21 protein-coding genes and 3 pseudogenes are annotated in these 24207 nt (G+C 71.5%); 13 read left to right on the top strand and 11 right to left on the bottom strand.

What is annotated here, in order from left to right:
- Window positions 1-65: 65 nt before the first annotated feature.
- Window positions 66-917 (bottom strand): AbfB domain-containing protein, encoded by an 852-nt coding sequence (locus tag AC5WS8_RS23965; RefSeq protein WP_496105505.1) that lies wholly within the window; start codon window positions 915-917, stop codon window positions 66-68.
- 285 nt (window positions 918-1202) lie between these two features.
- Here AC5WS8_RS23965 and AC5WS8_RS23960 point away from each other — a divergent pair, with 285 nt between their 5' ends.
- From AC5WS8_RS23960 to dapD, 3 genes are all read left to right on the top strand, one after another.
- Window positions 1203-1523, top strand: a complete 321-nt coding sequence (locus tag AC5WS8_RS23960; protein WP_496105504.1) for a DMT family transporter — start codon at window positions 1203-1205, stop codon at window positions 1521-1523.
- Window positions 1523-2059: a TetR/AcrR family transcriptional regulator gene (locus tag AC5WS8_RS23955; RefSeq protein WP_496105503.1), complete on the top strand. Its 537-nt coding sequence runs from the start codon at window positions 1523-1525 to the stop codon at window positions 2057-2059. Before AC5WS8_RS23960 ends, AC5WS8_RS23955 begins: the two co-directional genes overlap by 1 nt.
- A 109-nt stretch (window positions 2060-2168) precedes the next feature.
- The gene (dapD, locus tag AC5WS8_RS23950) at window positions 2169-3170 is read left to right on the top strand and encodes a 2,3,4,5-tetrahydropyridine-2,6-dicarboxylate N-succinyltransferase (protein WP_496105502.1); all 1002 of its coding nucleotides are present in this window, start codon (window positions 2169-2171) and stop codon (window positions 3168-3170) included.
- Window positions 3171-3816: 646 nt separating this feature from the next.
- Here dapD and dapA read toward each other — a convergent pair.
- Window positions 3817-4702 (bottom strand): annotated as a pseudogene (gene dapA, locus AC5WS8_RS23945) (4-hydroxy-tetrahydrodipicolinate synthase).
- Between the two features lie 253 nt (window positions 4703-4955).
- Here dapA and AC5WS8_RS23940 point away from each other — a divergent pair.
- The 4 genes and pseudogenes from AC5WS8_RS23940 (at window position 4956) to AC5WS8_RS23925 (ending at window position 6853) form a co-directional block, all read left to right on the top strand.
- On the top strand, window positions 4956-5108 hold the full coding sequence (locus AC5WS8_RS23940; RefSeq protein WP_496105501.1) for a hypothetical protein: 153 nt from the start codon (window positions 4956-4958) through the stop codon (window positions 5106-5108).
- Window positions 5105-5767, top strand: coding sequence for a hypothetical protein (locus AC5WS8_RS23935; protein WP_496105500.1), 663 nt, complete (start codon window positions 5105-5107; stop codon window positions 5765-5767). Before AC5WS8_RS23940 ends, AC5WS8_RS23935 begins: the two co-directional genes overlap by 4 nt.
- A gap of 41 nt (window positions 5768-5808) precedes the next feature.
- Window positions 5809-6051, top strand: a pseudogene (locus AC5WS8_RS23930) (ArsR family transcriptional regulator); the annotation flags it as partial.
- A gap of 70 nt (window positions 6052-6121) precedes the next feature.
- Window positions 6122-6853, top strand: coding sequence for an SRPBCC family protein (locus AC5WS8_RS23925; protein ID WP_496105499.1), 732 nt, complete (start codon window positions 6122-6124; stop codon window positions 6851-6853).
- A 12-nt stretch (window positions 6854-6865) separates the two neighbouring features.
- Here AC5WS8_RS23925 and AC5WS8_RS23920 read toward each other — a convergent pair whose 3' ends face one another.
- Window positions 6866-8692, bottom strand: a complete 1827-nt coding sequence (locus AC5WS8_RS23920; protein WP_496105498.1) for a DUF8508 domain-containing protein — start codon at window positions 8690-8692, stop codon at window positions 6866-6868.
- A gap of 312 nt (window positions 8693-9004) precedes the next feature.
- On the opposite strand from AC5WS8_RS23920, the gene AC5WS8_RS23915 reads away from it, so the two are divergent.
- The 4 genes and pseudogenes from AC5WS8_RS23915 to AC5WS8_RS23900 all read left to right on the top strand — a co-directional run bounded on the left by AC5WS8_RS23915 (window position 9005) and on the right by AC5WS8_RS23900 (window position 13579).
- Window positions 9005-10432, top strand: coding sequence for a hypothetical protein (locus AC5WS8_RS23915; RefSeq protein ID WP_496105497.1), 1428 nt, complete (start codon window positions 9005-9007; stop codon window positions 10430-10432).
- A gap of 62 nt (window positions 10433-10494) precedes the next feature.
- Window positions 10495-10681 (top strand): annotated as a pseudogene (locus AC5WS8_RS23910) (alkaline phosphatase PhoX); the annotation flags it as partial.
- 544 nt (window positions 10682-11225) lie between these two features.
- Complete coding sequence (locus tag AC5WS8_RS23905; RefSeq protein WP_496105496.1) at window positions 11226-12809, top strand: TROVE domain-containing protein; 1584 nt, start codon at window positions 11226-11228, stop codon at window positions 12807-12809.
- Window positions 12810-13012: 203 nt separating this feature from the next.
- Window positions 13013-13579: a TetR/AcrR family transcriptional regulator gene (locus tag AC5WS8_RS23900; RefSeq protein WP_496105495.1), complete on the top strand. Its 567-nt coding sequence runs from the start codon at window positions 13013-13015 to the stop codon at window positions 13577-13579.
- A 70-nt stretch (window positions 13580-13649) separates the two neighbouring features.
- On the opposite strand, the gene AC5WS8_RS23895 is transcribed toward AC5WS8_RS23900, so the two are convergent.
- The 7 genes from AC5WS8_RS23895 to AC5WS8_RS23865 form a co-directional block, all read right to left on the bottom strand.
- Entirely contained in the window at window positions 13650-14855 is a 1206-nt protein-coding gene (locus AC5WS8_RS23895) for a TerD family protein (RefSeq protein WP_496105574.1), read from the bottom strand.
- 94 nt (window positions 14856-14949) lie between these two features.
- Complete coding sequence (locus AC5WS8_RS23890; protein ID WP_496105494.1) at window positions 14950-15939, bottom strand: zinc-dependent alcohol dehydrogenase family protein; 990 nt, start codon at window positions 15937-15939, stop codon at window positions 14950-14952.
- The gene (locus AC5WS8_RS23885; protein ID WP_496105493.1) at window positions 15936-16787 is read right to left on the bottom strand and encodes a carbohydrate ABC transporter permease; all 852 of its coding nucleotides are present in this window, start codon (window positions 16785-16787) and stop codon (window positions 15936-15938) included. The genes AC5WS8_RS23890 and AC5WS8_RS23885 overlap by 4 nt, the downstream gene beginning before the upstream one ends.
- A complete protein-coding gene (locus AC5WS8_RS23880; RefSeq protein WP_496105492.1) occupies window positions 16784-17722 on the bottom strand; it encodes a carbohydrate ABC transporter permease in 939 nt (312 codons plus the stop codon). The genes AC5WS8_RS23885 and AC5WS8_RS23880 overlap by 4 nt, the downstream gene beginning before the upstream one ends.
- Window positions 17719-19089: an ABC transporter substrate-binding protein gene (locus AC5WS8_RS23875; protein WP_496105491.1), complete on the bottom strand. Its 1371-nt coding sequence runs from the start codon at window positions 19087-19089 to the stop codon at window positions 17719-17721. Before AC5WS8_RS23875 ends, AC5WS8_RS23880 begins: the two co-directional genes overlap by 4 nt.
- Before the next feature lie 99 nt (window positions 19090-19188).
- A complete protein-coding gene (locus AC5WS8_RS23870; protein ID WP_496105490.1) occupies window positions 19189-19959 on the bottom strand; it encodes a DeoR/GlpR family DNA-binding transcription regulator in 771 nt (256 codons plus the stop codon).
- 242 nt (window positions 19960-20201) lie between these two features.
- On the bottom strand, window positions 20202-21011 hold the full coding sequence (locus tag AC5WS8_RS23865; protein ID WP_496105489.1) for an NAD-dependent epimerase/dehydratase family protein: 810 nt from the start codon (window positions 21009-21011) through the stop codon (window positions 20202-20204).
- Between the two features lie 317 nt (window positions 21012-21328).
- On the opposite strand from AC5WS8_RS23865, the gene AC5WS8_RS23860 reads away from it, so the two are divergent.
- Together AC5WS8_RS23860 and AC5WS8_RS23855 are read left to right on the top strand one after the other, a co-directional pair.
- Entirely contained in the window at window positions 21329-22159 is an 831-nt protein-coding gene (locus AC5WS8_RS23860; RefSeq protein ID WP_496105488.1) for a dihydrodipicolinate synthase family protein, read from the top strand.
- Window positions 22156-23319 carry a hypothetical protein gene (locus AC5WS8_RS23855; RefSeq protein WP_496105487.1) on the top strand — a complete coding sequence of 388 codons (1164 nt, stop codon included), beginning with the start codon at window positions 22156-22158 and terminating at the stop codon, window positions 23317-23319. The genes AC5WS8_RS23860 and AC5WS8_RS23855 overlap by 4 nt, the downstream gene beginning before the upstream one ends.
- A gap of 21 nt (window positions 23320-23340) precedes the next feature.
- Here AC5WS8_RS23855 and AC5WS8_RS23850 read toward each other — a convergent pair whose 3' ends face one another.
- Complete coding sequence (locus AC5WS8_RS23850) at window positions 23341-24132, bottom strand: MBL fold metallo-hydrolase (protein ID WP_496105486.1); 792 nt, start codon at window positions 24130-24132, stop codon at window positions 23341-23343.
- Window positions 24133-24207: the final 75 nt, after the last annotated feature.

Below are 24207 nucleotides of genomic sequence, written 5' to 3'. Positions count from 1 at the left end.
GAGGTCCGATGGGCCTCGCCGTTTCGCATGCCCGGACCGGTGCTGTTTCGCATGCCCGGACCGGTTCAGGCCAGACCGTCCACCAGCCGGAACGCCGAGTCCGCCCGGTACAGGTCGCCGGACTGGTACGGGTCCAGCCTGAGCTGGAAGTTCCGGTGGCGCAGGAAGCGGCCGGGGTAGTTGACCGACTCCAGCACGACCGCTCCGGAGTACGACGACGGGCGGGGGCAGAAGGTGGCGTCCTGCCGGAAGAGGGGCGAGCCGTCGTCGGGCGCGGCGCGCAGGAGGAAGTTCTGGTGGCGCAGGTAGGTGCCGTCGGCCGTGGCGAAGGAGTAACAGGAGGCGTCCGCCAGGCCGCTGACCAGTTTGAAGGTCGAGTCCGCACGGCTCTCCGAGTCCCCGACCGGATCCAGCTTCACATCACCGCCGCTGACGTGCCAGAAGCGGTCCGGGTAGTTGACCGACTGCAGTGACCTCCGGGTGGTGGAGGGCGTGGCCGGGGGCCTGCTCGAGGACGTTCGGGAAGCGGATGCCGTCGGCTCGGCGGCGGCCGTGTTCTTCCCGGACCCGCGGGAGGGCGATTTGACCTCGGCCGCCGGGGACGCCTTGCCGGACGTCAGGCCGTTCTTCCCGCTGGGCGCCGCCACGGGGGAGGGAGGCAGTGAGAAGTCGGGCACGTCCGGGTCGCCCAGCGCGACGGCGGCGTCCTGTGCGCGCTTCGGTGACGGGGAGTCATCCCCCTTGCCGAGCAGGGAGATCGCTATCGCGCTGGTGGAGAAGACGGCCACGGCGAGCAGTCCTGCCGCCCAGAGGCCGCGGGATCCCGGTGTCCGGGCCTCGCCGGGGACGTTACCGGTCTCCCACACCGGGGAAGGGGAGGGCTGGTCCGGAGCGGGCGGGGGGTTGTTGTCTGGCATGCGCGGTTCCCTCGGCGTCGCCGCACGGCGGACGCGGAATCGTCAAGGAGCGGGTTGTGGCGGAGCGGGGGCGAGCGGGGAGGACAGGGGCCGGCCCGGGCCATGGGCAAGCGGAACGGCGGCGGTCGTGGATACCGTGTGGTCGGCCGGTGAAAGAGTAGTGGACATGACGGGTTCTCAATAGCCGTTCGGGAGAGCGGTTTCCCCGCGGTGTGCCACCGGTGCCCCGTCTGCGCGCGTCCGCGATGTGTACAGAAGTACACATCGATGCGTACACTCGTACACATGGGATACGCGTTCCTCTCCGCGGCCATCGCCGCGGAAGTCGCCGCCACGACCGCCATGAAGTACAGCGACGGATTCACCAGGCTTGGGCCCTCGCTGGTGACCCTCCTCGGCTATGTCGTCTCCTTCCTGCTGCTCGCGCAGACCCTGAAGTCCGTGTCGATCGGCACCGCCTACGCGATCTGGTCCGGCGTCGGCACCGCGACCGTCGCCGTGATCGGACTGGTGCTGTTCGGGGAGGGACTGGGCCACGCGAAGGTCGCCGGGATCGCGCTGATCGTCGGCGGGGTGGTGGTTCTGAACCTGGGAGGTGGGCACTGATGCCCCGCCGTTACGACCCCGAGCGGCGCCGGCGGATCATCGACGCGGCGATCCGGGTCGTGGGGGAGAAGGGCATCGCCGGGCTGAGCCACCGCTCGGTCGCCGCCGAGGCCGACGTGCCGCTCGGCTCCACGACGTACCACTTCAAGACCCTCGACGAACTGATGGTCGCCGCGCTGCGGCAGGCCAACGAGGGCTTCGCCACGGCGCTCGCCGAGAGCGGCCTGCTGGAGAACACCGAGGGCGACCTCGCCGCTGACCTCGCCCGGCTGCTGGGCCAGTGGCTCGGCGGCGACCGCCCGGGCGTCGAGCTGGAGTACGAGCTGTATCTCGCGGCCCTGCGCCGCCCCGCGCTGCGACCCGTCGCGGCCGAGTGGACGGAGCAGACCGCCGAGTCGCTGGCGCGGCGCACGGATCCGGCCACGGCGCGGGCACTGCTCGCGCTGCTGGACGGGATCTGTCTGCAGGTCCTGCTGACCGGGGCGCCGTACGACGAGGAGTACGCGCGCGATGTCCTGGCCCGGGTGATCCCCTGATCCGTGTGCGACTGATCCGTGTGCGACGCCGACGGCTCGGGCGGACCGGCAGGTGAGACGCCCCGGCGCCGGTTCGCCCCTGCACGCCCGGCCACGTTAGGTTTCCCCTATGACCGACACGACTGCTCCCCGCACCACCGGTGCCGTGGCCGCCGGCCTCGCCACCGTAGCCTCCGACGGCACCGTTCTCGACACCTGGTTCCCCGCGCCGGAGCTGGCCACCGGGACCGCCGAGGGCCCTGGCCCGTCCGGCACCGAGCGGCTGTCCGCCGAGAAGGCCGTGGAGTTGCTCGGCGAGGGCGCCGCCAAGGCGATCGGCCCGGACGCGCGCCGGGGCGTCGAGGTGGTCGCGGTGCGCACGGTCATCGCCTCGCTCGACGAGAAGCCGATCGACACGCACGACGTCTATCTGCGCCTCCACCTGCTCTCCCACCGCCTGGTCAAGCCGCACGGCCAGAACCTGGAGGGGATCTTCGGGCTGCTCGCCAACGTCGCCTGGACCTCGCTCGGCCCGGTCGCCGTCGACGACGTCGAGAAGGTCCGCCTGAACGCCCGGGCCGAGGGCCTGCACCTCCAGGTGACCTCCATCGACAAGTTCCCGCGCATGACGGACTACGTGGCCCCCAAGGGCGTCCGTATCGCCGACGCGGACCGCGTCCGGCTGGGCGCGCACCTGGCCGAGGGCACCACGGTCATGCACGAGGGCTTCGTGAACTTCAACGCCGGCACGCTCGGCACCTCCATGGTCGAGGGCCGCATCTCCGCGGGCGTCGTGGTCGGCGACGGCTCGGACATCGGCGGCGGCGCCTCGACCATGGGCACCCTGTCCGGCGGCGGCAACGTGATCATCTCCATCGGTGAGCGCTGCCTGGTCGGCGCGGAGGCGGGCGTCGGCATCGCCCTCGGCGACGAGTGCGTCGTCGAGGCAGGCCTGTACGTCACCGCCGGTACACGGGTCACCCTCCCCGACGGCCAGATCGTCAAGGCCCGCGAGCTCAACGGTGCCTCCAACATCCTCTTCCGCCGCAACTCCGTCACCGGCAAGGTCGAGGCCCGCCCGAACAACGCGGTCTGGGGCGGCCTGAACGAGATCCTGCACAGCCACAACTGATCAACGGCGTCCGTGACCTGTGGCCGCTGGCTCGATCAACGCTCTGACCTGCTGCTGAGCTGTCGGCAGTTGTCGACGTCGGTCATCGTTGAGCGCTCTTCCGCGGCCCGGGGACGGCCCGGGAGGCGTTGATGCGCCGGTCGGCGTCGGCCTACCTCGTACAGCCCGGGGGACGGCCCGGACTTCTCTTGGATCGCTGCGAGCGGTCCCGGGCGAATACGGGGCGGGACGGTGTACCTGGTGGCGACCGGCCCGGTGAAGCACGGCGTCGGGGCCATGGTCTTCGAGGCTCGCGCACGAGTGGCCGGCTGAGATCAGGCCTGAGGTCGCGGAGCCGACCGCCCCGGCCACAGCGGGTCCGTCGCCCGCAGCACGCCGCTGGGCGCGGCCGCCCGGGAGGAAGGCAGGAGGCAGCATCCTGGACCGCGCGCGGCACGAACAGCGACGCGCCCCCGGGCGCCGCCGCCGACCACGTCTTCCGGGACCCGGACAACGCCGATGACGGCTCCGAAACGGCACCCGGGCCAGGCAGACCTCGCTGACCTGCGTCGCACTCGGAACAGCCCCAGCCGATCAACGGCGGCCGTGATCCACGGCCGCCCGATCGGTCAACGCGCTGCGCAACTGCCGGACCGTCGAGCGGTGATCACGCCGTCACCAGCCGCTCGTACGCCGTCAGCAGCCCGTCGACCGTCTCCCGGCCGGCAGGCCGCAGGGGCGCGCGGACCGAGCGCCCCCAGCAGACCCTTGGCGGTGACCGTGCCGGGCAGGCCGGCGGACATCATCAAGTCGATGAGCGGTGTGGCCCGTTGCTGCAGCCGGGCCGCCCGCGTCGTGTCCCCCGCGTCGAACGCGTCCAGAACCGAACGGAGTCGGCGCGGGACGGCGTTCGCGACCGTGCTGACGTATCCGGCGCCACCGACGGCGTACAGGGCGAGGTTGTGCTCGTCGCACCCCGCGTAGTACGCCAACTCGGTCCGCGCCAGCACCTTCTGGGTGCCGAGGAAGTCGTACGCGCAGTCCTTGACCGCCACGATCCGCGGGTGCTCCGCGAGCCGGATCACGGTCTCCGGCTCGATGCGGGTGCCGGTGCGGCCCGGGATGTCGTAGAGCATGAGCGGCAGTCCCGAGGCGTCTGCGACGTCACGGAAGTGGGCCTCGACCGCGTCCTGCGGGGGACGGCTGTAGTACGGGGTGACCACCAGCAGCCCGTCGGCGCCCGCCTTTTCGGCCGCCAGTGCCAGCTCCACGGTGTGCCGGGTGTCCGGTGTGCCCACGCCCGCCACGACGGACGCCCGTCCGCCGACGGCCTCCCGCACCGCTCGCACCAGCGCCGCCTTCTCGGCGTCGGTGGTGGTCGGGGACTCGCCCGTCGTGCCCGAGAGCACCAGTCCGTCGCAGCCCTCGGTCACCAGCAGGTCGGCGAGCCGCTGCGCGCCGTCGAGGTCGAGCGCCCCCGCCTCGGTGAACGGGGTGATCATGGCGCACAGTGCGCGGCCGAAGGGGTGGGCGGAGAGGGATGTGGTCGTCATGGGAGTAGTCTCGGCGGCGCGACTGTGAAGCTCCACTTAATTCTCCTACATAGTATTGATTAGAGTTACTTTGGTGTGTCGTGAGGGCCGAGTGGTGGCGGAGGCGCTCGGGTCGGGTGGAGCCTTGCGCGGGCGTGCGGTGAGGGGCGCGCGGAGTTGCGCGGTGCCGGACCGGCGGCGACCAGGCACTGGTGCCAAATCGGGCCGCGTGGGTCACCATGGCCGAGACGGTAACCAACAGCCGGGAGGCGTCATGAAGCTGGGCAAGGCACTCGCCACCGGGGTCGCCGAGGAGCGCCCGCAGGTGCACGGGAAACAGGCCGGCCTACGGGTCGCCGACGTCGCCGACATCGCGGAGCCCGTCGAGGAGGCGCCCGCTCCCGAAGAGGTCCCGGTCGCGCGATGAGACTGCGGCTCCCCGAGGAACGACCGACGGAGCCGCCGACCGGATACAAGATCGCCCACCCGGTGCTGTCCCGGGACGGCACCCGGGCCGGGTTCACCGGTGTGTCGCTGGGCGGCGCGCTGCCCTACGGGGTCCTCGACGAGGCCCGGTGCGTCTACGGGCTGCGGCACCGCGCGCCGCACCGCCGCTGCGACTGCGGCTTCCACTGCGTCCACGACCGTGCGGAGGCGGAGGCGCTGCTGTGCACCGGGGAGCACCGGGCGGCCGCGCTGCTCGAGGTCTCGGTCCTCGGCGCGTACATCCGCTTCGAGCGCGGCTTCCGGTACGCGCGCCAGCGGGTTCGGACCATGACGGTCGGTGCCTGTGCGTGCGGAGCGCCGGCCGCGGCGCTGGCCGACGCCGGCTGGGGACGGCCGGGCTGGCACGCCCTCCAGGCGTCGTGCGCCGGGTGCGTACGCGGCCGTACGTCCCTGTCGCTCACGGCGTTCGCCGGGCTCGCGGGGGAGGGGTTGCGGGTACGGGTGGCATCGGGCGCCGGGAGTCCGCCGGCGGATCTCGGCGTGTCCGAGCTCGTCGCGGAGGCGGCCCTGCTCCAGGCCCGGCTCGACTGGTTTCAGAGCCGGCTGGCGCGCCTGGAGGACGGCGGCCCCGCGCGGTGACCGCCCCGGGCCCGAACGACCGGGCTTGACCTCGGGTCCGGTCCGGGTCGTGGCCGCCCGCTCTCGGCGCCCGGCTGGTCCGCGACGCGGGCTCGCTCGTCACCGGCGCGGCCAGGACCCGCAAACGGCCCGCCACCCACGCGCTCGACGGCGAGGTCCGCTTCGCCTCGGCCGCCGATCGCGTCGCGCTCCTGCCGAAGCTGACGGGCGGGCGCAGCGCCCTGATCCGCAAGTACGATGCCCCGCACGTCGATCGGGGCCGCGACCACCGGATCGTCGTGGCCCCCACCCGTGGTCGGGGACCGCCCCGGAACTCGACTCTCCGCAAGAATCCCAGCGAGCAGGAGCGCCGCCATGTCCAAGGAATTCGAGATCGTCCGTGAGTTCGAGGTCGACGCCACACCGGAGGAGGTGTGGGAGGCGGTCACCACCGGCACAGGCGGCTACCTGTGGCCGATGGAGCCGCCCGAGCCCCGGGTGGGCGGCAGGGCTCCCTTCGGATCCACGGTCACCGCCTGGGATCCGCCGCACCGCTACGGCGCCCGCAGCGAGGACGTCGGCCTCCCCGCCCAGTCGCTCAACCAGCTCGACCACACGATCGAACCGCGCGAAGGCGGTCGGCGCGCCCGGGTGCGGTACGTGCACAGCGGGATCTTCACCGACGACTGGGACATCCAGTACGACGGCGCGAGCAAGCACACCGACTTCTACCTGCACACCCTGCGGGAGTACCTGAAGCACTTCGCGCCCCGCCCGGTCGCCTTCGCGACCCTGAACGGGCCCGCGGCCTCCACCGCGCCCGACGCCTTCGCCCGCGTCCAGCGGGCGCTGGGGCTCGCCGACGACACGGACGAGGGCGCACGCGTGGCCGTCCGCGGGCCGGACGCGTTCGGGGCCGTACTCGACTACCGCAACCCGTACTTCGTCGGGCTGCGCACCGACGACGCCCTGCTCCGTTTCTTCGGCCGCAACCACTGGGGCGCCCCCGTCGGCGTCAGCGTCCACGACTTCGCGCCCGGCGCCGACGCCAAGGCGAACGAGGCCGCCTGGCAGGGCTGGCTGGACGGGGTGTTCAGCCGGCCCTGAACAGGGGGACGGCTACGGCCGGAACCGCAGCACCTGCGGGTCGTGGTCACTGATCTGGTCGTGGAACTCCGAGTTGATGTGCACGCTGTCGTAGTGCACGTCGCAGCCGCGGCGGATCGCCGGGCTGACCAGGATCTGGTCCAGGACCTGCTCGTTGCCCTGGTAGTCGTACGTGTACCGCTCGCTCCTCGGCAGCGACTTGATCGCCGACCACAGCGCGCCGTCACCCTCGAGGATCTTCGTGGTGCCGGAGAACTCGAAGTCGTTCATGTCGCCGAGCGCGACGACATCGGCGTTCTTCTGCGTGTCGAGGATGTCCTTCACGAAGGCGTTCACCTCGGTCGCCTGGAGGTGGCGCTGCACCTCCGAGCTGCGGGTCGGCGGCTGGTACTGCGCGTGCAGCGACTGGTCGCCGCCCTTGGAGGTGAGGTGGTTGGCGATCACGAAGACCGTCCTGCCGCGGAAGACGAACTCCCCGGCCAGCGGCTTGCGGCTGGACTCCCAGGCGTCGCTCGCCGGGTCGATGCGGCCGGGGGAGACCGTCAGCTGCGCCTTGCCGTGCACCCGGGTGACGCCCACGGCGGTCGTGGAGTCGCCGCCCGGGCGGTCGGTGAAGGAGACCCGCTCGGGGTTGAAGAGGAAGACCTGGCGGATGTTGCCGCCGGGCTCGCCGCCGTCCTGGTCGTTGACCGGGTCGATCGAGCGCCAGTCGTACTTCGGGCCCCCCGCCGCGACGATCGCGTCGATCAGCTTGTTCACGGTCTGGCTCGCGTCGACCGTGCCGTCGTCCTTGGCGCCGTTGTCGTCCTGGATCTCCTCCAGGGACACGATGTCCGGCGACTGCAGGTTGTTCACGATCGCGGCGGCGTGGGCCGGGAACGTGCTGTCCGACGGGTCCAGGTTCTCCACGTTGTAGGTCGCCACGGCCAGCTCGCCGCGCTCCTGCTTGCGTGTGGTCTCCCGCTGCAGCCCGCCGCTCTCGAGCGTGCCCAGCCGGCTGGCCACCAGGGTGTAACCGCCGAACTGGTTGTAGTCCAGCGGACCGGTCGTGGTGCCGGCGAGCGTGTCGCCGACGTTCGCCTGCGGGAAGTCGGCGGCGGAGCCCAGCGACTGGATCTGCAGCCGGCCGGTGTTCTGGGAGTCGTAGGAGCCGTAGACGGTGCCGCCGCGGCGGTTGCGGTGCTCATACGGCTTCGCCGTGACCCACAGCTCGCTGTACCGGTCGGTCGCGGTCACCACGCGGGCGTCGGCGACCTGGACGTTCATGCCCTCCAGGGACTCGTAGTAGTCGAGGGCGTACGTCGACGGCCGGAGCGTCAGGCCGTTGATCGACCCGTTCGCGGCCGGGTCGCCCGCCGGGGTGTACCGGTCCGGTATGGAGTCCTCGTCGATCACGACCGGTGCCGGGACGGCGTTGCCGCTGGAACGCACCGTCACCGTCGGCTTGGTGATCTCCGTGACCGACTGGTTGCCGGACGACGTGCCGCCCGGGACGTACTCCGAGACCGTGCCCGTCACGGTCACCGCGTCGCCGACCGCGACCTTCGGCGTGGAACTGGTGAAGACGAAGACGCCCTCACTGGTGGCCGGGTCGTCGTCCGGGGACGGGTCCTGCATCCAGAACCCTCTCGACGAGCCGTAGGCCCGCACACCTGTGACGATTCCGGCCACGTCCGTGACCTTCTGGCCCGCGAGCGGTGAGACCCGGGTGGTGCCCTGGATGTCGTGGATGCGCACGGTGTCCGCGTGCGCGGGAGAGGTGAGGACCACACCGGACACGGCGGAGCACACTGCGGCGACGGTGAGCGCGGCGAGCCGCGAAGAAGACTTGCTCGGCAACGGAATCCCTCCGGGGAGATACGTGGGCGCCGGGACGAGGTGGAGCGTGGAACCGGGGGCCGCGACCGGCGGGGCGGTGGCGACGCGTCGTAGCGGCCGACGGACGGCACCGAACCTCAGTGAACAGCTGTCCCCCGACTTCTACGCGCGTCAATCTCCTGTGTACTCAGGCCAGTTGTCAAGGTTTCGGCCATGTACGGCAGCGGTCGAGGAGATGAACCGGGCCGCATGGGTGGAAATCCGTCTAGGCTGAGCAGTGTGATTCGGGGCGCCCCCTCGGCCACCACGTACGTCCCCAAGGAGACCCAGCGAATGTCACACAGCTCCCTCCTGCCGCCGGTCCGGCTGCGTTCCGAGGCGGAGCTCGCACGGGACGCGCTCGCCACACCCCTGCTCTCCCGCGCCGCCCGGCTCGCCCGCTGGGCCGGACCGGACACACGCGTCGGCCCCGGGGGCGAACTCGTCGAGGAGCAGCTGCCCGCCGCGGCCGAGGCCCTCGGGCTGACCGGCGAGGACGCCGCCGCCTGCGCGAGCGAGGCCTGGCGGGTCGCCGTCGACGCCGGCCTCGTCCGCATCGTCGACCAGGAGGCGGGGACCGTCACCACCGGCGCCGATCTCGCCCTGCTCACCTCCGGCAGCCCGGCCGACGTGCTCGGTGTCTGGCTCGGCGCGCTCCAGGCCGTGCTCGCCGACGCGAGCGTTCCCGAACTGGACGGGATCGTCGACGCCGTGGAGGGGGACGGCGGGATCGACCTGTCCTCCCTCGCCTGGGACCCGGAGGCGGAAGCCGAGTTCCTCGACGGAGTGCTCGGCAACCTCTACGTGCTGACGGTCGGTGAACAGGGGCCCGGCGACAGCGCGGTGCCGCTGCCCGCGCTCGCCGCGTCGATGATCGTCCCCGACGACATGGGCGAACCCACCAACGACGTCCTGGAACAGGTCTCGGACGCCATGATGCGGCTGGACGACCAGTTCCGGATCCTCGAGCCCATCGGACTCGTCGACTTCCAGCCGGTCGACGAGGCGCTGATGACCGACGACGAGGACGGGTCCACGGCGGCCGTCGACGAGACGGACGTCAGCCGGTACGGGATGGTACGGCTGACGCCGCTCGGGCTGTACGGGATGCGGATCCGGCTGCAGGAGGCCGGGATGACGGCGCCCGCGGTGGGTGAGCTGGCGGACAAGGGCGCGGACGCCCTGCTCGACGGCACGTCCGGGTTTCCGCCGGCCGCCGCGCAGGCGGAGACGGAGCAGTGGCTGGCCCGCCGGGAGCCGCTGACGGCGGCGCGTGAGCTGCTGGCCGCGGCGCGGGGTTCGGACGCCGGTGCGCCCCTGCGCCGGCTCCGCTGCCAGCAGGCGCTGTCCCTCGTCGGGCCGGAGGCGGAGCCCGCGCTGCGTGAGGTGCTGGACGACGCGGAACTGGGCGGCCTGGCGCGGGTGTGGCTCACCGAGCGCGGGGCGGCCGACGTGCCGGCGCCGCCGGAGTCGATGGTGTTCTGGCTGACCATCGACACGCTGAGCGCGCAGCTGGCGGCCGAGGGCAACTCGGACGAACTGCAGGGCCTGGTGGAGGGCCTGGCGGCCCAGCACAGCGGCTTCTTCGCGACGGCGTGGCGGGTGGACCATCCGGCGACACCGGAGGTCCTGGAGGCGATGGGGCGACTGCACCCGGACAAGAAGGTGGCGAAGGAGGCGCGGAAGGCGGCGTTCAAGGCGCGGTCGCAGCAGGGAGGCTGACGACCGTCGCCGCCGTGGTCCCGCTCGGCGCTTGCCGGCCGGGACACTGCCGCCGCATCGCCCGGAGTCGGTGGCGGTACCCGGTACCGCTCCCCGAGGGCCTCGTCCACGACCCCGCCGCATCCGGCGGCCGCACCGTCGGCGAGGTCCGCCACGACCACGTCGCCGAGTGGGTCGGAATCGCCGGAACTCCACCGACTGCGCGGGCGGCAGCACTTCTTGGGCACCTGGCTGACCTGTGAGGAATCATGCCGGCCGTCACCGGCCCCTGGAAGCGCCAGAAGCGCGGCTGAACTCCTTCGGCCGTTGAGGTCGTTAATTCGTTCGCTCGGCTCGCGGCCGCCCCCTAAAGTGATGCACGTCCAGGTGCGAAGGCAGGACCTACTTCCGCTCATAACGGGGAGGTCGCGGGTTCGAGTCCCGCCGCCGGCACGACGAGCCGGTGTAGCTCAGGGGCAAGAGCACTTGTGTCGGTTCCGCCGACCTGAACTCTGGACACCGTACATTTCATGCACCTCCCGGTGCGAAGGCAGCGGCTACTTCTCTGTCAAAGAATCCACGCCGCCGCCGACTTGATCTCGGGAGGCGCAGCTCATGGTGGGTGCCCGGTGCGCAGGCAACGGTTACTTCACGGGATCGGAGGGTTGCGGGTTCGAGTCCCGTCATCGACTTCCGGTCGATGTAGCTCAATCGGACAGAGCATCCGGGTAAAAGTCCGTCGCCGACTCCTGATCTCGGGCACCCTCCTTTTGCCGCGCCTCCCTCGGAAACAACAAGAACGGGGGAATTCACCATGGCGCGATTCAACATGAAGGCGGTCAAGGCGGATCCCGTCTCGCGTGTGACGTCGACCGGACGGGTATTGCGTACCTACGAGGGCGGCGCCGGGCGCGAGCGTGACGCGCGCTCCGAGCTCTATCTGCTCGCGGTCTCGAACTTCGTGACGCAGCAGACCTTCTACGAGACCGGCCCCGACCGCGACGACCGGTTCGCCGCGCTGGTACGCGAACTCGCCGTCACCGACCCGGCGTGGACCGCGGGCCTGCTGGGCTGGCTCCGCGGCGAGGGCAACCTGCGTACGGCCTCCCTCGTGGGCGCCGCCGAGTACGTCAGGGCACGGCTCGACGCGGGCGCCACCGGCGGCCCGTCGAACCGCCAGGTCGTGGAATCCGTGCTGCAGCGCCCCGACGAGCCCGGCGAGCTGCTCGCGTACTGGACGGCGACGTACGGCCGCGCCGTCCCCAAGCCGGTCAAGCGCGGCATCGCCGACGCCGTACGACGCCTGTACACCGGAAAGGCCCTGCTCAAGTACGACACCGCCGCGAAGGGCTACCGTTTCGGCGACATCCTCAACCTGGTGCACGCCGCGCCGGACCCCGGCAAGCCGTGGCAGGGCGCCCTGTTCCGGTACGCCCTGGACCGCCGGCACCACCCGGATGCCGCCGTGCCGCCCGCCTCGATCCCCGTGGTCGTCGCGCACCGCGAGCTGATGGCGCTGCCGGTCGCCGAGCGCCGGGCGGTCGTCACGGCTCCCGGCGGCGCCGAGCGGCTCCTTGCCGCCGGTCTGACCTGGGAGGTGCTGGCGGGCTGGCTGCAGGGCCCGATGGACAAGGCGGCCTGGGAGGCCGTCATCCCGTCCATGGGTGCGATGGCGCTCGTCAGGAACCTCAGGAACTTCGACGAGGCCGGTGTGTCCGACGAGGTGGCCGCGCAGGTAGCCGCGCGGATCAGCGACCCCGCGGAGGTCGAGCGGTCGCGGCAGTTCCCGTTCCGCTACCTCGCCGCCCACCGGCACGCGCCGTCGCTGCGCTGGTCGTACCCCCTGGAGCAGGCCCTCGGCCACTCGCTGGCCAACGTGCCCGCGCTGCCCGGCCGCACGCTGGTGCTCGTGGACCGCTCGGGTTCGATGTTCTACTCCCGGCTGTCGGACCGCTCCGAGCTGAACCGCGCCGACGCGGCGGCGATCTTCGGTACCGCGCTCGCGCTGCGGGCGGCGGACGCGGATCTCGTCGAGTTCGGGACCACGAGCGGCAAGGTGAGGTTCCGCAAGGGCGAGTCGGTGCTGAAGGTCCTGGAGCGCTTCGGCGACCTGGGCGGCACCGACACCACCGAAGCGGTCCGCCGCCACTACAGGAAGCACGACCGGGTGCTGATCGTCACGGACGAGCAGTACGCGTACAGCCGTCACGGCGACCCGACCGTCCAGGTCCCGCCGCACGTGCCGGTCTACACCTGGAACCTCGCCGGTCACCGGGCGGGCCACGGCCCGTCGGGCACGGACAACAGGCACACCTTCGGAGGTCTGACGGACGCGGCGTTCCGGATGGTCCCGCTTCTCGAAGCGGCTCGGGACGCCGACTGGCCGTGGGCTGCCTGACCGGGCGAGAGCGCCCGTACGCCGGTGCGGGCGCTCTCACCCGCGTCGACTACCGGACGCTCCGCTGTCCTGCCGCTGATCACGAACGCCGACACCGGCAGGGCAGGCACAGCGCGGACCGCCCGCGGCAATGAGCGGGGACTGTCTCAGGTCCTTGCCCGGTAAGATGCGGAGAGAGTCCCCGTTTCGCAAGGAGTATCCGAATGTCGCAGGTCAGGCCCATGCGAGCGGACGCTCGGCGCAACTACGAGCGCTTGCTGAAGGTGGCGGCCGAGGCTTTCGCCGAGCACGGCGAGAACGCGTCGCTCGATGACATCGCGAAGCGGGCGGGGGTCGGGTCCGGCACGCTCTACCGTCATTTCCCCACGCGCCAGGCCCTGTTGCAGGCGGCCTATGTCGACCGGATCGAGGCGATCGCCGCGCGGGCCGACGAGATCGCGAGGGAACTGCCGCCGGGCGAGGCGCTGGTGGAGTGGCTGCACGAGCTGTGCGTCGGCACGATCCGGGTACGGGGACTGAAGGCCCTGCTGGGCTCGGCCGTCACGGACGGCAGTTCCGTCGCGGTCACGGCCTGCGGCACCTCGATGCAGGAGGCGGCGGCGCGGCTCGTGGAGGCGGCGCGGAAGGAGGGGACGCTCCGGGCGGACGTCGAGCCGATCGAGATCCTGCGGCTGGCGCACGGCGTGGCCACGGCGTCCGAACTCGCGAACGGGCAGGGAAGGCACATCCGCCGCTATCTGTCGCTGCTGACGGACGGGTTGCGGCCGTAGGGAGACCGGCCGCCGCACCTGCGGCACCCCTGAGCGGGGTGCCGCAGGTGTCGTACGACCGCCGGCCGGTCTACAGCGCCTCGGCCGCCGGCTTGACCATGTTCCGCACGGTGCGGGCTTTGACGAAGTCGCCCATCGCGGTCATGTCCCACTCGCCGGAGAACTGCCGGATCAGCTTGGCCATCATCACGCCCGTCTGCGGCTCGGCGTGGGTGAGGTCGAAGCGGACCAGCTCCTGGTCGGTCGCGGCGTCCACGAGGCGGCAGTACGCCTTGGCGACCTCGGTGAACTTCTGCCCGGAGAAGGAGTTGACCGTGAACACCAGCCCGGTGACTTCCTGAGGAAGGCGCCCGAGGTCGACGGTGATGACCTCGTCGTCGCCGCCTCCCTCACCGGTGAGGTTGTCGCCCGAGTGCTTCACCGCGCCGTTCAGGATGGTCAGCTTGCCGAAGTAGCAGCTGTCGATGTGGTCGCGCTGCGGGCCGTACGCGATGACGGACGCGTCGAGGTCGATGTCCTTGCCGCGGAACGCGGGCTCCCAGCCGAGGCCCATCTTCACCTGGGCCAGCAGTGGTCGGCCGCCCTTGACGAGGGACACGGTCTGGTTCTTCCGGAGGCTGACGCGGCCCTTGTCGAGGTTGATCTTTCCGGCGCCGGATGTCGGGGCGGGCGGTGCGGCAGGCGCCGGGGGAGCGACGGCCGGGGGCTGCACCACGGGTGCGGCGGGCATCGGCGGTGCCGCGGGCATCGGCGGTTGCACGGCGGGACGGTCCGGGGCGGCCGGTTCCTCCACCGTGACGCCGAAGTCGGTGGCGATGCCCGCGAGACCGTCGGCGTAGCCCTGGCCCACGGCGCGGGCCTTCCAGGCGCCGCCCCGCAGATAGACCTCCACGACCACCAGTGCGGTCTCGGTGCCGAGTCGGGGCGGCGTGAAGGTGGCGAGGGCGCTGTTGTCGTCGGCGTTGCGGAGGGTGGCCGTCGGCTCGATGCCCTGGAAGGTCTGGCCGGCGGCGTCGGGGCTGGCCGTGACGACGATCTTCTCGATGCCCGGGGGCACGGAGGCGGTGTCGATGGTGATCGAGTCGGGGCTCGTGCCACCGCCGGAGCGGTAGGTGACACCCGGGCCCACGGGCTGGTTGTAGAAGATGAAGTCGTCGTCGGAACGCACCTTGCCGTCGGCGGTGAGCAGCAGGGCGGACACGTCGAGCCGCACCGGGGCGGCGACGTCGACGGTCACGCGGGCGACGCCGAGGGGGATGTTCGAGCCGGGGGTCATAGCTGTCATGCCAGGGGTAACGAGCGAGCCCGCTTTACCGTTCCCTTACCTGGTGGGAGCGGGGGCGTCCCCACCCCCACCGGTCGGGCACCGCCTACGGCACCACCACGATCTTCCGTCCCACCCCCGCCGCGAACTGCTCCAACGCCTGCGGGTACCGCTCCAGCGGCAGGCGGTCGCTGATGAACACCTCGGGGTTCAGCACTCCGTTCGCGAACAGCTCCGCCGCCCGTTCGAAGCTGTGCAGCACCGCCATCGAACCCGTGATCGTGATCTCCCGGTTGTAGATCCGGTACGGATCGATCGTGACCCTCGTCGCATAGTCCGCCACCCCGAACTGCAGAAACGTCCCCGCTTTCGCCACCCGCCCCAGCCCGTCCTGGATCGCCGCCGCGTTCCCCGTGGCGTCCACCACCACGTCCCAGCCCTGCGGGCGATCCAGTTCGTCCGCGTTCGCCGCCGAGCCCGAGACGCCCAGCCGCCGTGCCGTCTCCAGGCGCGCCGGGTTCACGTCCACCATGTCCACGCTCGCCGCGCCCGTCCGCTTGGCCAGCTCCAGCATCATCAGGCCCATCGTTCCCGAGCCGTAGATCAGGACGTGCGCGCCGAGACGGGACCGCAGGACGTCGTAGCCGCGCACCGCGCAGGACAGCGGCTCCACCAACGCCGCGTCCTGCGTGCGCACGTGTTCCGGGAGCTTCACGCAGTTCGCCACCGGCGCCACCGCGTACTGGGCCGCCCCGCCAGCCGTGGTCACGCCGATCGCCGCCCACCGCTCGCACAGGTTGTTGTGGCCCGTCCGGCAGTACCGGCACTCGTGGCAGTACAGGGACGGATCGACGGCGACCCGGTCGCCGATCGCGACCTCCGTGACCTGGGTGCCGACCGCGACCACCTCACCCGCGAACTCGTGCCCCGGCACGATCGGCAGCTTCGGCGCGAACTCCCCCCGCAGGATGTGCAGGTCCGTGCCGCACAGCCCGCAGGCCGCGACCTCGACGACGACCTCGCGCGGCCCCGGCGTCGGGTCCGGGACCTCGGAGACGACGGCGCGACCCACGGACTCGATGACGGCGGCCTTCATTTCACGGCTCCCAACGACAGGCCCTGGACGAGTTTGTCCTGGGCGGCGAACCCCGCGGCGAGCACCGGCAGGGAGACGACGAGCGACGCGGCGCACACCTTCGCCAGGAACAGGCCCTGGCTGGTGATGAAGCCGGTCAGGAAGACGGGGGCGGTCTCAGCGACCACGCCCGTCAGCACGCGGGCGAAGAGCAGTTCGTTCCAGCTGAAGATGAAGCAGATCAGCGCCGTGGCCGCGATTCCCGGCAGCGCGATCGGGGCGACCACCCGTGCCAGGACCGTCGGCAGTCTCGCGCCGTCCACGCGCGCGGCCTCGATCACCGCCACCGGGACCTCGGCGAGGAACGACTGCATCATCCACACCGCGATCGGCAGGTTCATGGACGTGTAGAGGATGACGAGCAGCCAGATGTCGTCGAGCATCCCGGTGTTCTTCGCGAACAGGTAGATCGGCAGCAGGCCCGCCACCACCGGCAGCATCTTGGTGGACAGGAAGAAGAACAGGACGTCCGTCCACTTCCTCACCCGGCGGATCGAGAGCGCGTACGCGGCCGGGAGGGCCAGGAGCAGGACGCACACCGTCGAGACCACCGACGCGACCGTGGAGTTGATCAGGGCGGCCCAGGGGCTCGCGCCGCCGCCCACGCCGAAGAAGTCGCGGTAGCCGTCCAGGGTCAGGGCGGCACCGAAGGACGGGGGATTCGTGGCCGCGTCCGCCTCCGAGTGGAAGGAGGTCAGGGCCATCCAGGCGATGGGCAGGAAGAACAGCAGACCGACCAGCCAGGCCAGCAGACCCAGTCCCGCTCCACGTCGGCTGCGGATGCGGCTGCGTACGGCGACGGCGCTCATGCTCCGGACACCTCCTCGCGGAACAGGGACGACACCACGCGCAGCGCGAAGGTCGCGATGACGACGGAGCCGATGACGACCAGGACGCCGGCGGCCGAGGCGAGACCGTTCTCATGGGCCTGGTAGAAGCTCTGGTAGACGGTATAGGGGAGGTTGGCGGTGCCGAGGCCTCCTGAGGTGAGCGTGAACACCGTGTCGAAGTTCTGCACGATGTAGATCGAGCCCAGAAGGGCTCCCAGTTCCAGATACCGGCGCAGGTGCGGGAGCGTCAGGTGGCGGAAGATCTGCCAGTCGCTCGCGCCGTCCACCCGTGCGGCCTCGATCTGCTGGTGGTCACGGCTCTGCAGACCGGCCAGCAGGATCAGCATCATGAACGGTGTCCACTGCCAGACGAGGGCTGCCTCGACGGCGATCAGCGGGCTGTTCGAGATCCAGTCCGGCTGTGGACCGCCCACATAGTGCAACAGACCGTTGAACAGGCCGTATTCAGGGTTGTAGAGCACATGCTTCCAGAGCAGGGCCGCCGCCACCGGTACCACCAGGAAGGGCGCGATCAGCAGCGTGCGGACGATGCCCCGGCCGCGGAACCTGCGGTCCAGGAGCAGCGCCAGGGCCAGGCCGAGGACCAGGCTGGCCAGGACCACCGCGACCGTCAGCAGGACCGTCGTCCACACCGAGTGGCGCAGGTCCGGGTCGGTGAGGACCTGGCGGTAGTTGTCGACGCCGGTGAAGCGGCGGGCCTTCGGGTAGAGGGCGTTCCAGTCGAAGAACGAGATCACCAGGGTCGCCACGAACGGCAGCTGGGTGACGACGACCATGAAGACCAGGGCGGGCAGGAGCGGGGCCCGGGTGGCCCAGGCGCGCAGCCGGGCCGACGGTTGGTGCGGGGTGGGTACGGGAGTGGCGGCCACGGGGGCCGCGGTCGTGGCGGTCATCGTCCCTCGTACTCCTCGGAGATCTTCTCGGCGAGCTGCTGGGACCTCTTCAGGGCCGACTCGACGGACCGGCGTCCGGCGATGGCCGCGCTGATCTCCTGGGAGACCTTGGTGCCGAGGTCGGTGAACTCGGGGATGCCGACGAACTGGATGCCGGGCGCGGGCCGCGGCTGCACGCCGGGGTCGCGCGGCCGTGCGCCCTCGATGGCCTCCCGGGTCATCTCCTGGAAGGAGGCGGCGGCCTTGCGGTAGTCCGCGTTCTCGTAGGTGGAGGCGCGCTTGCCCGCGGGGACGTTCGCCCAGCCGCTGGTGTCGCCGACGAGCTGTTCGTACTGCTTGCCGGACGCCCAGGAGACGAACTTCCAGGCCTTGCCGGGGTTGCGCGACGCCTTCTGGATGCCCCAGGCCCAGGTGTAGAGCCAGCCGGAGGACCGGGTCTTCTCGACGGGGGCGGGGGCGTAGCCGAGCCTGCCCTTGACGGGGGAGCCGGCCGCCTCCAGGGAGCCGGCCGCGGAGGTGGCGTCGTACCACATGGCGACCTTGCCCTGGGTCATGTTGTTGAGGCACTCGGCGAACCCGGACTGCGCGGCGCCCGACTCGCCGTGCTCGCGGACCAGGTCCACGTAGAACCTGGTCGCCTTCACGAACTCGGGCGCGTCCAGGTGCGCCTTCCACTTCTTGTCGAACCAGGTCCCGCCGAAGGTGTTCACCACCGTCGTGAGCGGCGCCATGAGTTCGCCCCAGCCGGGCAGGCCGCGCAGACAGATGCCCCGCATCCCCGGCCTCGCGCCGTCCACCTTGGCGGCGAGGCCGGCGACCTGCTGCCAGGTGGGGTGGGCGGGCATCGTCAGGCCCTTCTCGGCGAAGACGTCCTTGCGGTACATGAGGAAGGACGACTCACCGTAGAACGGCTGCCCGTACAGCTTGCCGTCGTCGCCGGTCAGCGACTCGCGCATGGGCCCCAGGATGTCCTGCTCGTCGTAGGCGCGGTCCTTCGCGACATACGCGTCCATGTCCCGCAGCCAGCCGTTGCGGGCGTAGATCGGTATCTCGAAGTTGCTCAGGGTGGCGACGTCGTACTGGCCGGCCTGGTTGGCGAAGTCCTGGCTGATCTTGTCGCGGACGTCGTTCTCCGGCAGCACGGTGAAGTTCACCTTGATGCCGGTGTCCTTGGTGAAGTGGGCCGCGGTGAGCTTCTGCAACTCGACCATCTGCGGGTTGTTGACCATCAGGACGTTGATGGAGTCGCCGCCGGAACCGGACCCGCCTGCTCCGACCCAGCAGCCGGAGAGCAGCGGGGCGAGCAGCGTCCCTGCGGCGGCCATGGCGAGCACGGCTCGCGGCCTCCGTCGGCTCTGGGTGCGCATGGATCGCTCCTGGACATAGGGGGAGACAAGGGATGCACGAGGGCGTGGGCGTCCCCGGGGAGGGGGTGCTTTCAGCTGTTCTCGGACGGTGGGACGGTGTCAGACCCGGATGACCTGCGGGCCCAGCAGTGAGTAGCGGTGCGCCTCGGTCGTCGGCAGCAGCGTGCTCGTGACGATCGCCTCCAGCGCGCCGACCTGCGCGAACCTGCAGAAGCTGACCGCCCCGAACTTGGTGTGCACCCCCGCGAAGACCGTGCGCCGGGAGGCACGCATCGCCTGCGCCTTGACCTCGCAGACCGCAGGGTCGGGAGTGGTCAGGCCGTGCTCGCGGGAGATGCCGTTGGCGCCGATGTAGGCCAGGTCGATGACGAATCCGGCCAGCATCTTCGTCGTCCAGTGGTCGACGGTGGCGAGTGTGCCGTGCCGGACCCGGCCGCCCAGCAGCAGCACGGTCGTGTTCTCCGCCTCCGCGAGCGCGCCCGCGGTGGCCAGGGACGCGGTGACCACGGTCAGCGCCCGGTCCCGGGGCAGGGCCTCGGCGATGAGCTGCGGGGTGAAGCCCTCGTCCACGAAGACGGTCTCGGCGTCCCCGAGCAGCTCGGCCGCGGCTGCCGCGATCCGGCGCTTCTCGGGGACGTGGCTGGTGGCGCGGAAGGCCAGGGTCGTCTCGAAACCGGCGCTCTCCACGGGGTAGGCGCCCCCGTGGGTGCGGCGGACCAGGCCGTGGTCCTCCAGGGCGCGCAGATCCCGTCGTACGGTCTCCTTCGCCACGCCCAGTTCGGCGGCGAGCGTGGTGACGTCGACCGAGCCCGTCCGGCGGGCGGCCTTGACGATCTCACGCTGTCGTTCCTCCGCGGTCCTGGCCGTCATCGCGCCTCCCGTCTCCGCTCAGGTGTGCCCGTTCGGGCCCGGTGGGGCCCATGGGGGACTTTCTACAGCGGGTCTGCGGCGCTGACCAGGTCTGTTGCGCGATCGTGTCTGCCCGATCCGGCCCGTTCGGAGGTCGGCGTGACCGTGCCGGACCTGCGAGGAAGCGGGGGACCCGGTGGGAACGGGCAGCCGTCGTGCCCGAAAGGCGGGGCGGGCGGGCCCGTTCGGTGCCCGCCCGCCTCTCAGTACGGCCAGATGGGAGGGTCCGTGACGAAGTGACCGCCCAGGTAGGCGTGCGCCGGGTTGTCCGGTTCCAGCTCGCCCTGCTCGGCGATGAGCTTCTCGGCGTACGGCTCGGAGTCGTCCTGCGGTTCGTAGCCGAGGGCCCGCGCGGTGGTCAGGTCCCACCACAGGCGGGTGTTGGCCGAGGAGCCGTGGACGACGGTGTGTCCGACGTCCTCTGCGGTCAGGGCGGCGTGGAAGAGGCGGGCGCCGTCCTCCGGGCTCATCCAGATGGAGAGCATGCGGACGCTGGTGGGCTCGGGGAAGCAGGAGCCGATGCGCACCGAGACCGTCTCCACGCCGTGCCTGTCCCAGTAGAACTGCGCCAGGTCCTCGCCGAAGGACTTGGACAGTCCGTAGAAGGTGTCGGGGCGGCGCGGCGTGTCGATGGGGATCAGCGGGTCGCCGCCCTGGGGACGCGGGGTGAAGCCGACCGCGTGGTTGGACGAGGCGAAGACGATCCGGCGGACGCCCTCCTCGCGTGCCGCCTCGTAGACGTGGTACGTGCCCTCGATGTTCGCCTTGAGGATCTTGTCGAACGTGGATTCCAGGGAGATTCCCGCGAGGTGGATGACGGCGTCGACGCCCCGCACGGCCTCGCGCACCGCGTCCTTGTCCGCGAGGTCCGCAGTGATCGCGTCCGGCTCGCCCTCGACCGGCCGCAGGTCGAGGAGCCGCAGTGCGTAGCCGTACTGCGGCAGCAGTCCCCGCATCAGGGTGCCGAGTCCGCCGGCGGCGCCGGTGAGCAGAACGGTGCGGGGAGCGGGCATCCTCGGTCTCCTTGAGATCATCGGCCGCATTCGTGTACAAGATTCACATTCATGGAAACGCTAGGGAGCGTCGGTCGGGCTCGTCAAGTGTGGCGCGGAGGAGTGAAATCCGCGCCTGACTTGCTTGATTGTGCGCTTGACCCGCCCCGTGGCGACCCCTAGCGTGGCGTCGTTCAGAAATGTGGACATGGATCAGAAGTGTGCACCTGTTGCCGGATGGTGGTGCCCCGTCCGGCGCGTGGTCCACCCTCCGGCGCGTGATCCACTCGGGAGTGCCCCGCCGGTCCGCGCAGGAGCGCCTGTTCAAGGGAGAGCCCGTGACGTCAGCTCCTCTCGCCGCCCGGCTCGGCGTTCCCGGCGGGCCGCTGTTCTTCCCCGTCATCGCGTACGGGCCCGACGGTTCGCTCGCCCTCGATGTCGACCGCGCCCATGTGGGCAAGGGGGTGGAGGCCGGCGCCGCCGCCGTGTTCGCGTGCTGCGGCACAGGTGAGTTCCACGCGCTGACGCCCGAGGAGTTCGAGGCCTGCGTGGGGGTGGCCGTCGAGGCGGCGGACGGGCGGGTACCGGTCGTGGCGGGCGCCGGTTACGGGACCGCGCTCGCCGTGCGCCACGCCGGGCCGGCGGAGGGTGCCGGCGCCGACGGGCTGCTCGCCATGCCGCCCTACCTGGTGCACGCAGGACAGGAGGGGCTGCTGAGGCACTACCGGGAGCCGGCCACCGCGACCTTGGATCTGATGCAGTGCGTCATCAGCGCCGTGCGCAGCGAGGTCGCGGGCGACTTCCTCTACTTCAACGGGCTGCCGACCGCCGAGCAGACCCAGTTCGCCTACCGCGGCGTCGGTATCACGCGGTACTCGTCCGCGGCGTTCTGCTTCGTCCCGGAGATCGCCCTCGCCTTCCACCGGGCCCTCACCTCCGGCGACGACACCACCGTGAACCGGCTGCTCGACGGCTTCTACCGCCCGTTCGTCGAGCTGCGCTCCCGCGGTCGCGGCCATGCGGTGTCCCTCGTCAAGGCAGGCATACGACTGCGCGGCCTCGACGTCGGCGAGGTACGGCCGCCGCTGCACGAACCGCCCGAGGACCACGTACGACAGCTCGCCCAACTGATCGACCGCGGGTACGCGCTGCTCGAGGAGGACATGTGAAGGCGTCGGTGTTCCTCTACCCCTGGGACGTGAACGGGGACCCCGAGGCCCCGGACCGCATCGCCGCGCTGGGCGTCCGCCAGGCGACCCTCGCCTCCGCGTACCACTCCACACGCGCCCTCACGCCCCGGCACCCGCGCCACCGCGTCGTGACGGCCCGCCACGCGGCCGTGCTCTACCCGACGGACGCGCGCTGGGAGGGCCGCACCCTGCGCCCCCACCCGGCCGGCGACTGGGCCCCGGGCGACGCCTTCGGCGAGGCGGCCCGCGCGCTCACCGCGGCCGGGATCGAGGTGCACACCTGGGTGGTGCTGGCGCACAACTCCCGCCTGGGCGAGGAGTACCCCGGCACCTGTGTGGTCAACGCCTACGGCGACCGCTACCCCTGGGCGCCCTGCATCGCACAGCCCGCCACGCGCGCGTACCTCGTCGACCTGGCGGCCGAGGCCGCCGTACGACCCGGCGCGCGCGGCACCGAGCTGGAGTCGCTCGGCTGGTACGGACTGGCGCACCTGCACGCCCACGACAAGATCGGCGGCGTGCCGCTCGGGGACGCCGGGCAGTACCTCATGTCCCTGTGCTTCTGCCTGAGCTGCCGTGCGGGCTACCGGCGGCACGGACTGGATGCAGACGAGCCGGCCGCGGCGGTACGGGCCGCCCTGGAGCCGGTGTGGCGCGGCGCCCCCTCCGACGGGGGCTGGACGGGTGTCGAGAAGCTCCTCGGCGAGGCGAGGGCGGCCGCCACGCGCGCGTGGCGCGACACCACCGCCCGCACGCTCCAGGAGGAGGCCGTCGCGGCGGTGCGGGCGGCCGCACCCGACGGCTTCCAGGTGCTGCTGCACGCGGACCCGGTCTCCTACCACTGCGGGGCCAACGCCGGCGTCGGCCCCGCGCACATCCTGTCCGTGGCGGACGGCGTGGTGGTGCCCTGCACGGGCGGTGCCGGCCTGCTCACCCCCTTCGCGGAACAGAACCGGACGGGCGCCGTCCTCGCGGCCAACCTCACGGTGGTCTCCGGCATGGGCGGCAGCCCGGCGACGCTCGCGCGCGACGCCCGGGGCGCCGCCGAGCTGGGAGCGACGGAACTGCGCCTCTACCACGCCGGGTTGGCGTCCGACGGCGACCTGGAGGCCGTACGGGAGGCCCTGGCGGGGCTCTGAAAGGCGGCAGGCCCGGCCCGGTCAGCCCCGGTGGCCCCAGTCCAGGCGATCGGACAGGCCGGCCTTCGCGAAAGCGGTCGCCAAGTCGTCGCGGCCCTCGGTGAAGTGGGCCCAGCTGTCGTAGTGGACGGGCACGACCCGGCGGGCGCCGAGGATCCGGGCGGCTTCGGCGGTCTGGGCACTGTCGAGGACGAGGGGCGCGCCGTTGTAGAGGCCGGAGAGGCGGGGTGCCCCGGCGAAGAGGATGGCGGTGTCCACCGGACCGAAGCGTTCGGCGATCTGCTGGACCGCGTCGAGTGAGGCGTTGTCGCCGCTGACGTAGACGGTGGGCAGGCCGTCTCCGGTCAGCAGGAAGCCGACGACCTGGCCGGACAGGGGCTCGACTTCCTCACGCCTGCCGGGGCCGTGGATGGCGGGGACGCCGGTCACGGTGACCGTCCCCCCGCCGGGGCGGTCCAGTTCGACGGACTCCCAGTCGGCCAGGCCCTTGGCTCCGGCTCCGAGGCGCTGTGCGCCGCCGGGGGTGGTGAGTGTGAGGGGCACGTCGGCGAGCAGGGCGCGCCCGGAGTCGTCCAGGTTGTCGGCGTGTTCGTCGTGGGAGAGCAGGACGACGTCGATGCGGCCGAGGTCGGCGGGGGTGCCGGCGGGCGGCGCGGTCCTGGTCAGGACCGGACGGCCGGGTCGAGCGTAGTCGCCGGGGGCGTCGAAGGTCGGGTCGGTCAGGAAACGCAGGCCACCGTGGGCGAAGAGGGCGGTCGGACCGCCGAAGACGCGGACGGGCCACTCGTCGGTGGATATCTCAGCAGATGTCATGAAAGTAACCTCACGGTTGGCTGGTCGGTCATCCGTGAGATGACCCTAGCCTCCTCTCACGGATGCGGGCAAGCC

Source organism: Streptomyces sp. PTL18, from assembly GCF_059510295.1.
Note: the sequence above shows the minus strand (reverse complement) of the source record. Positions and strands in the feature narration are given on the sequence as shown.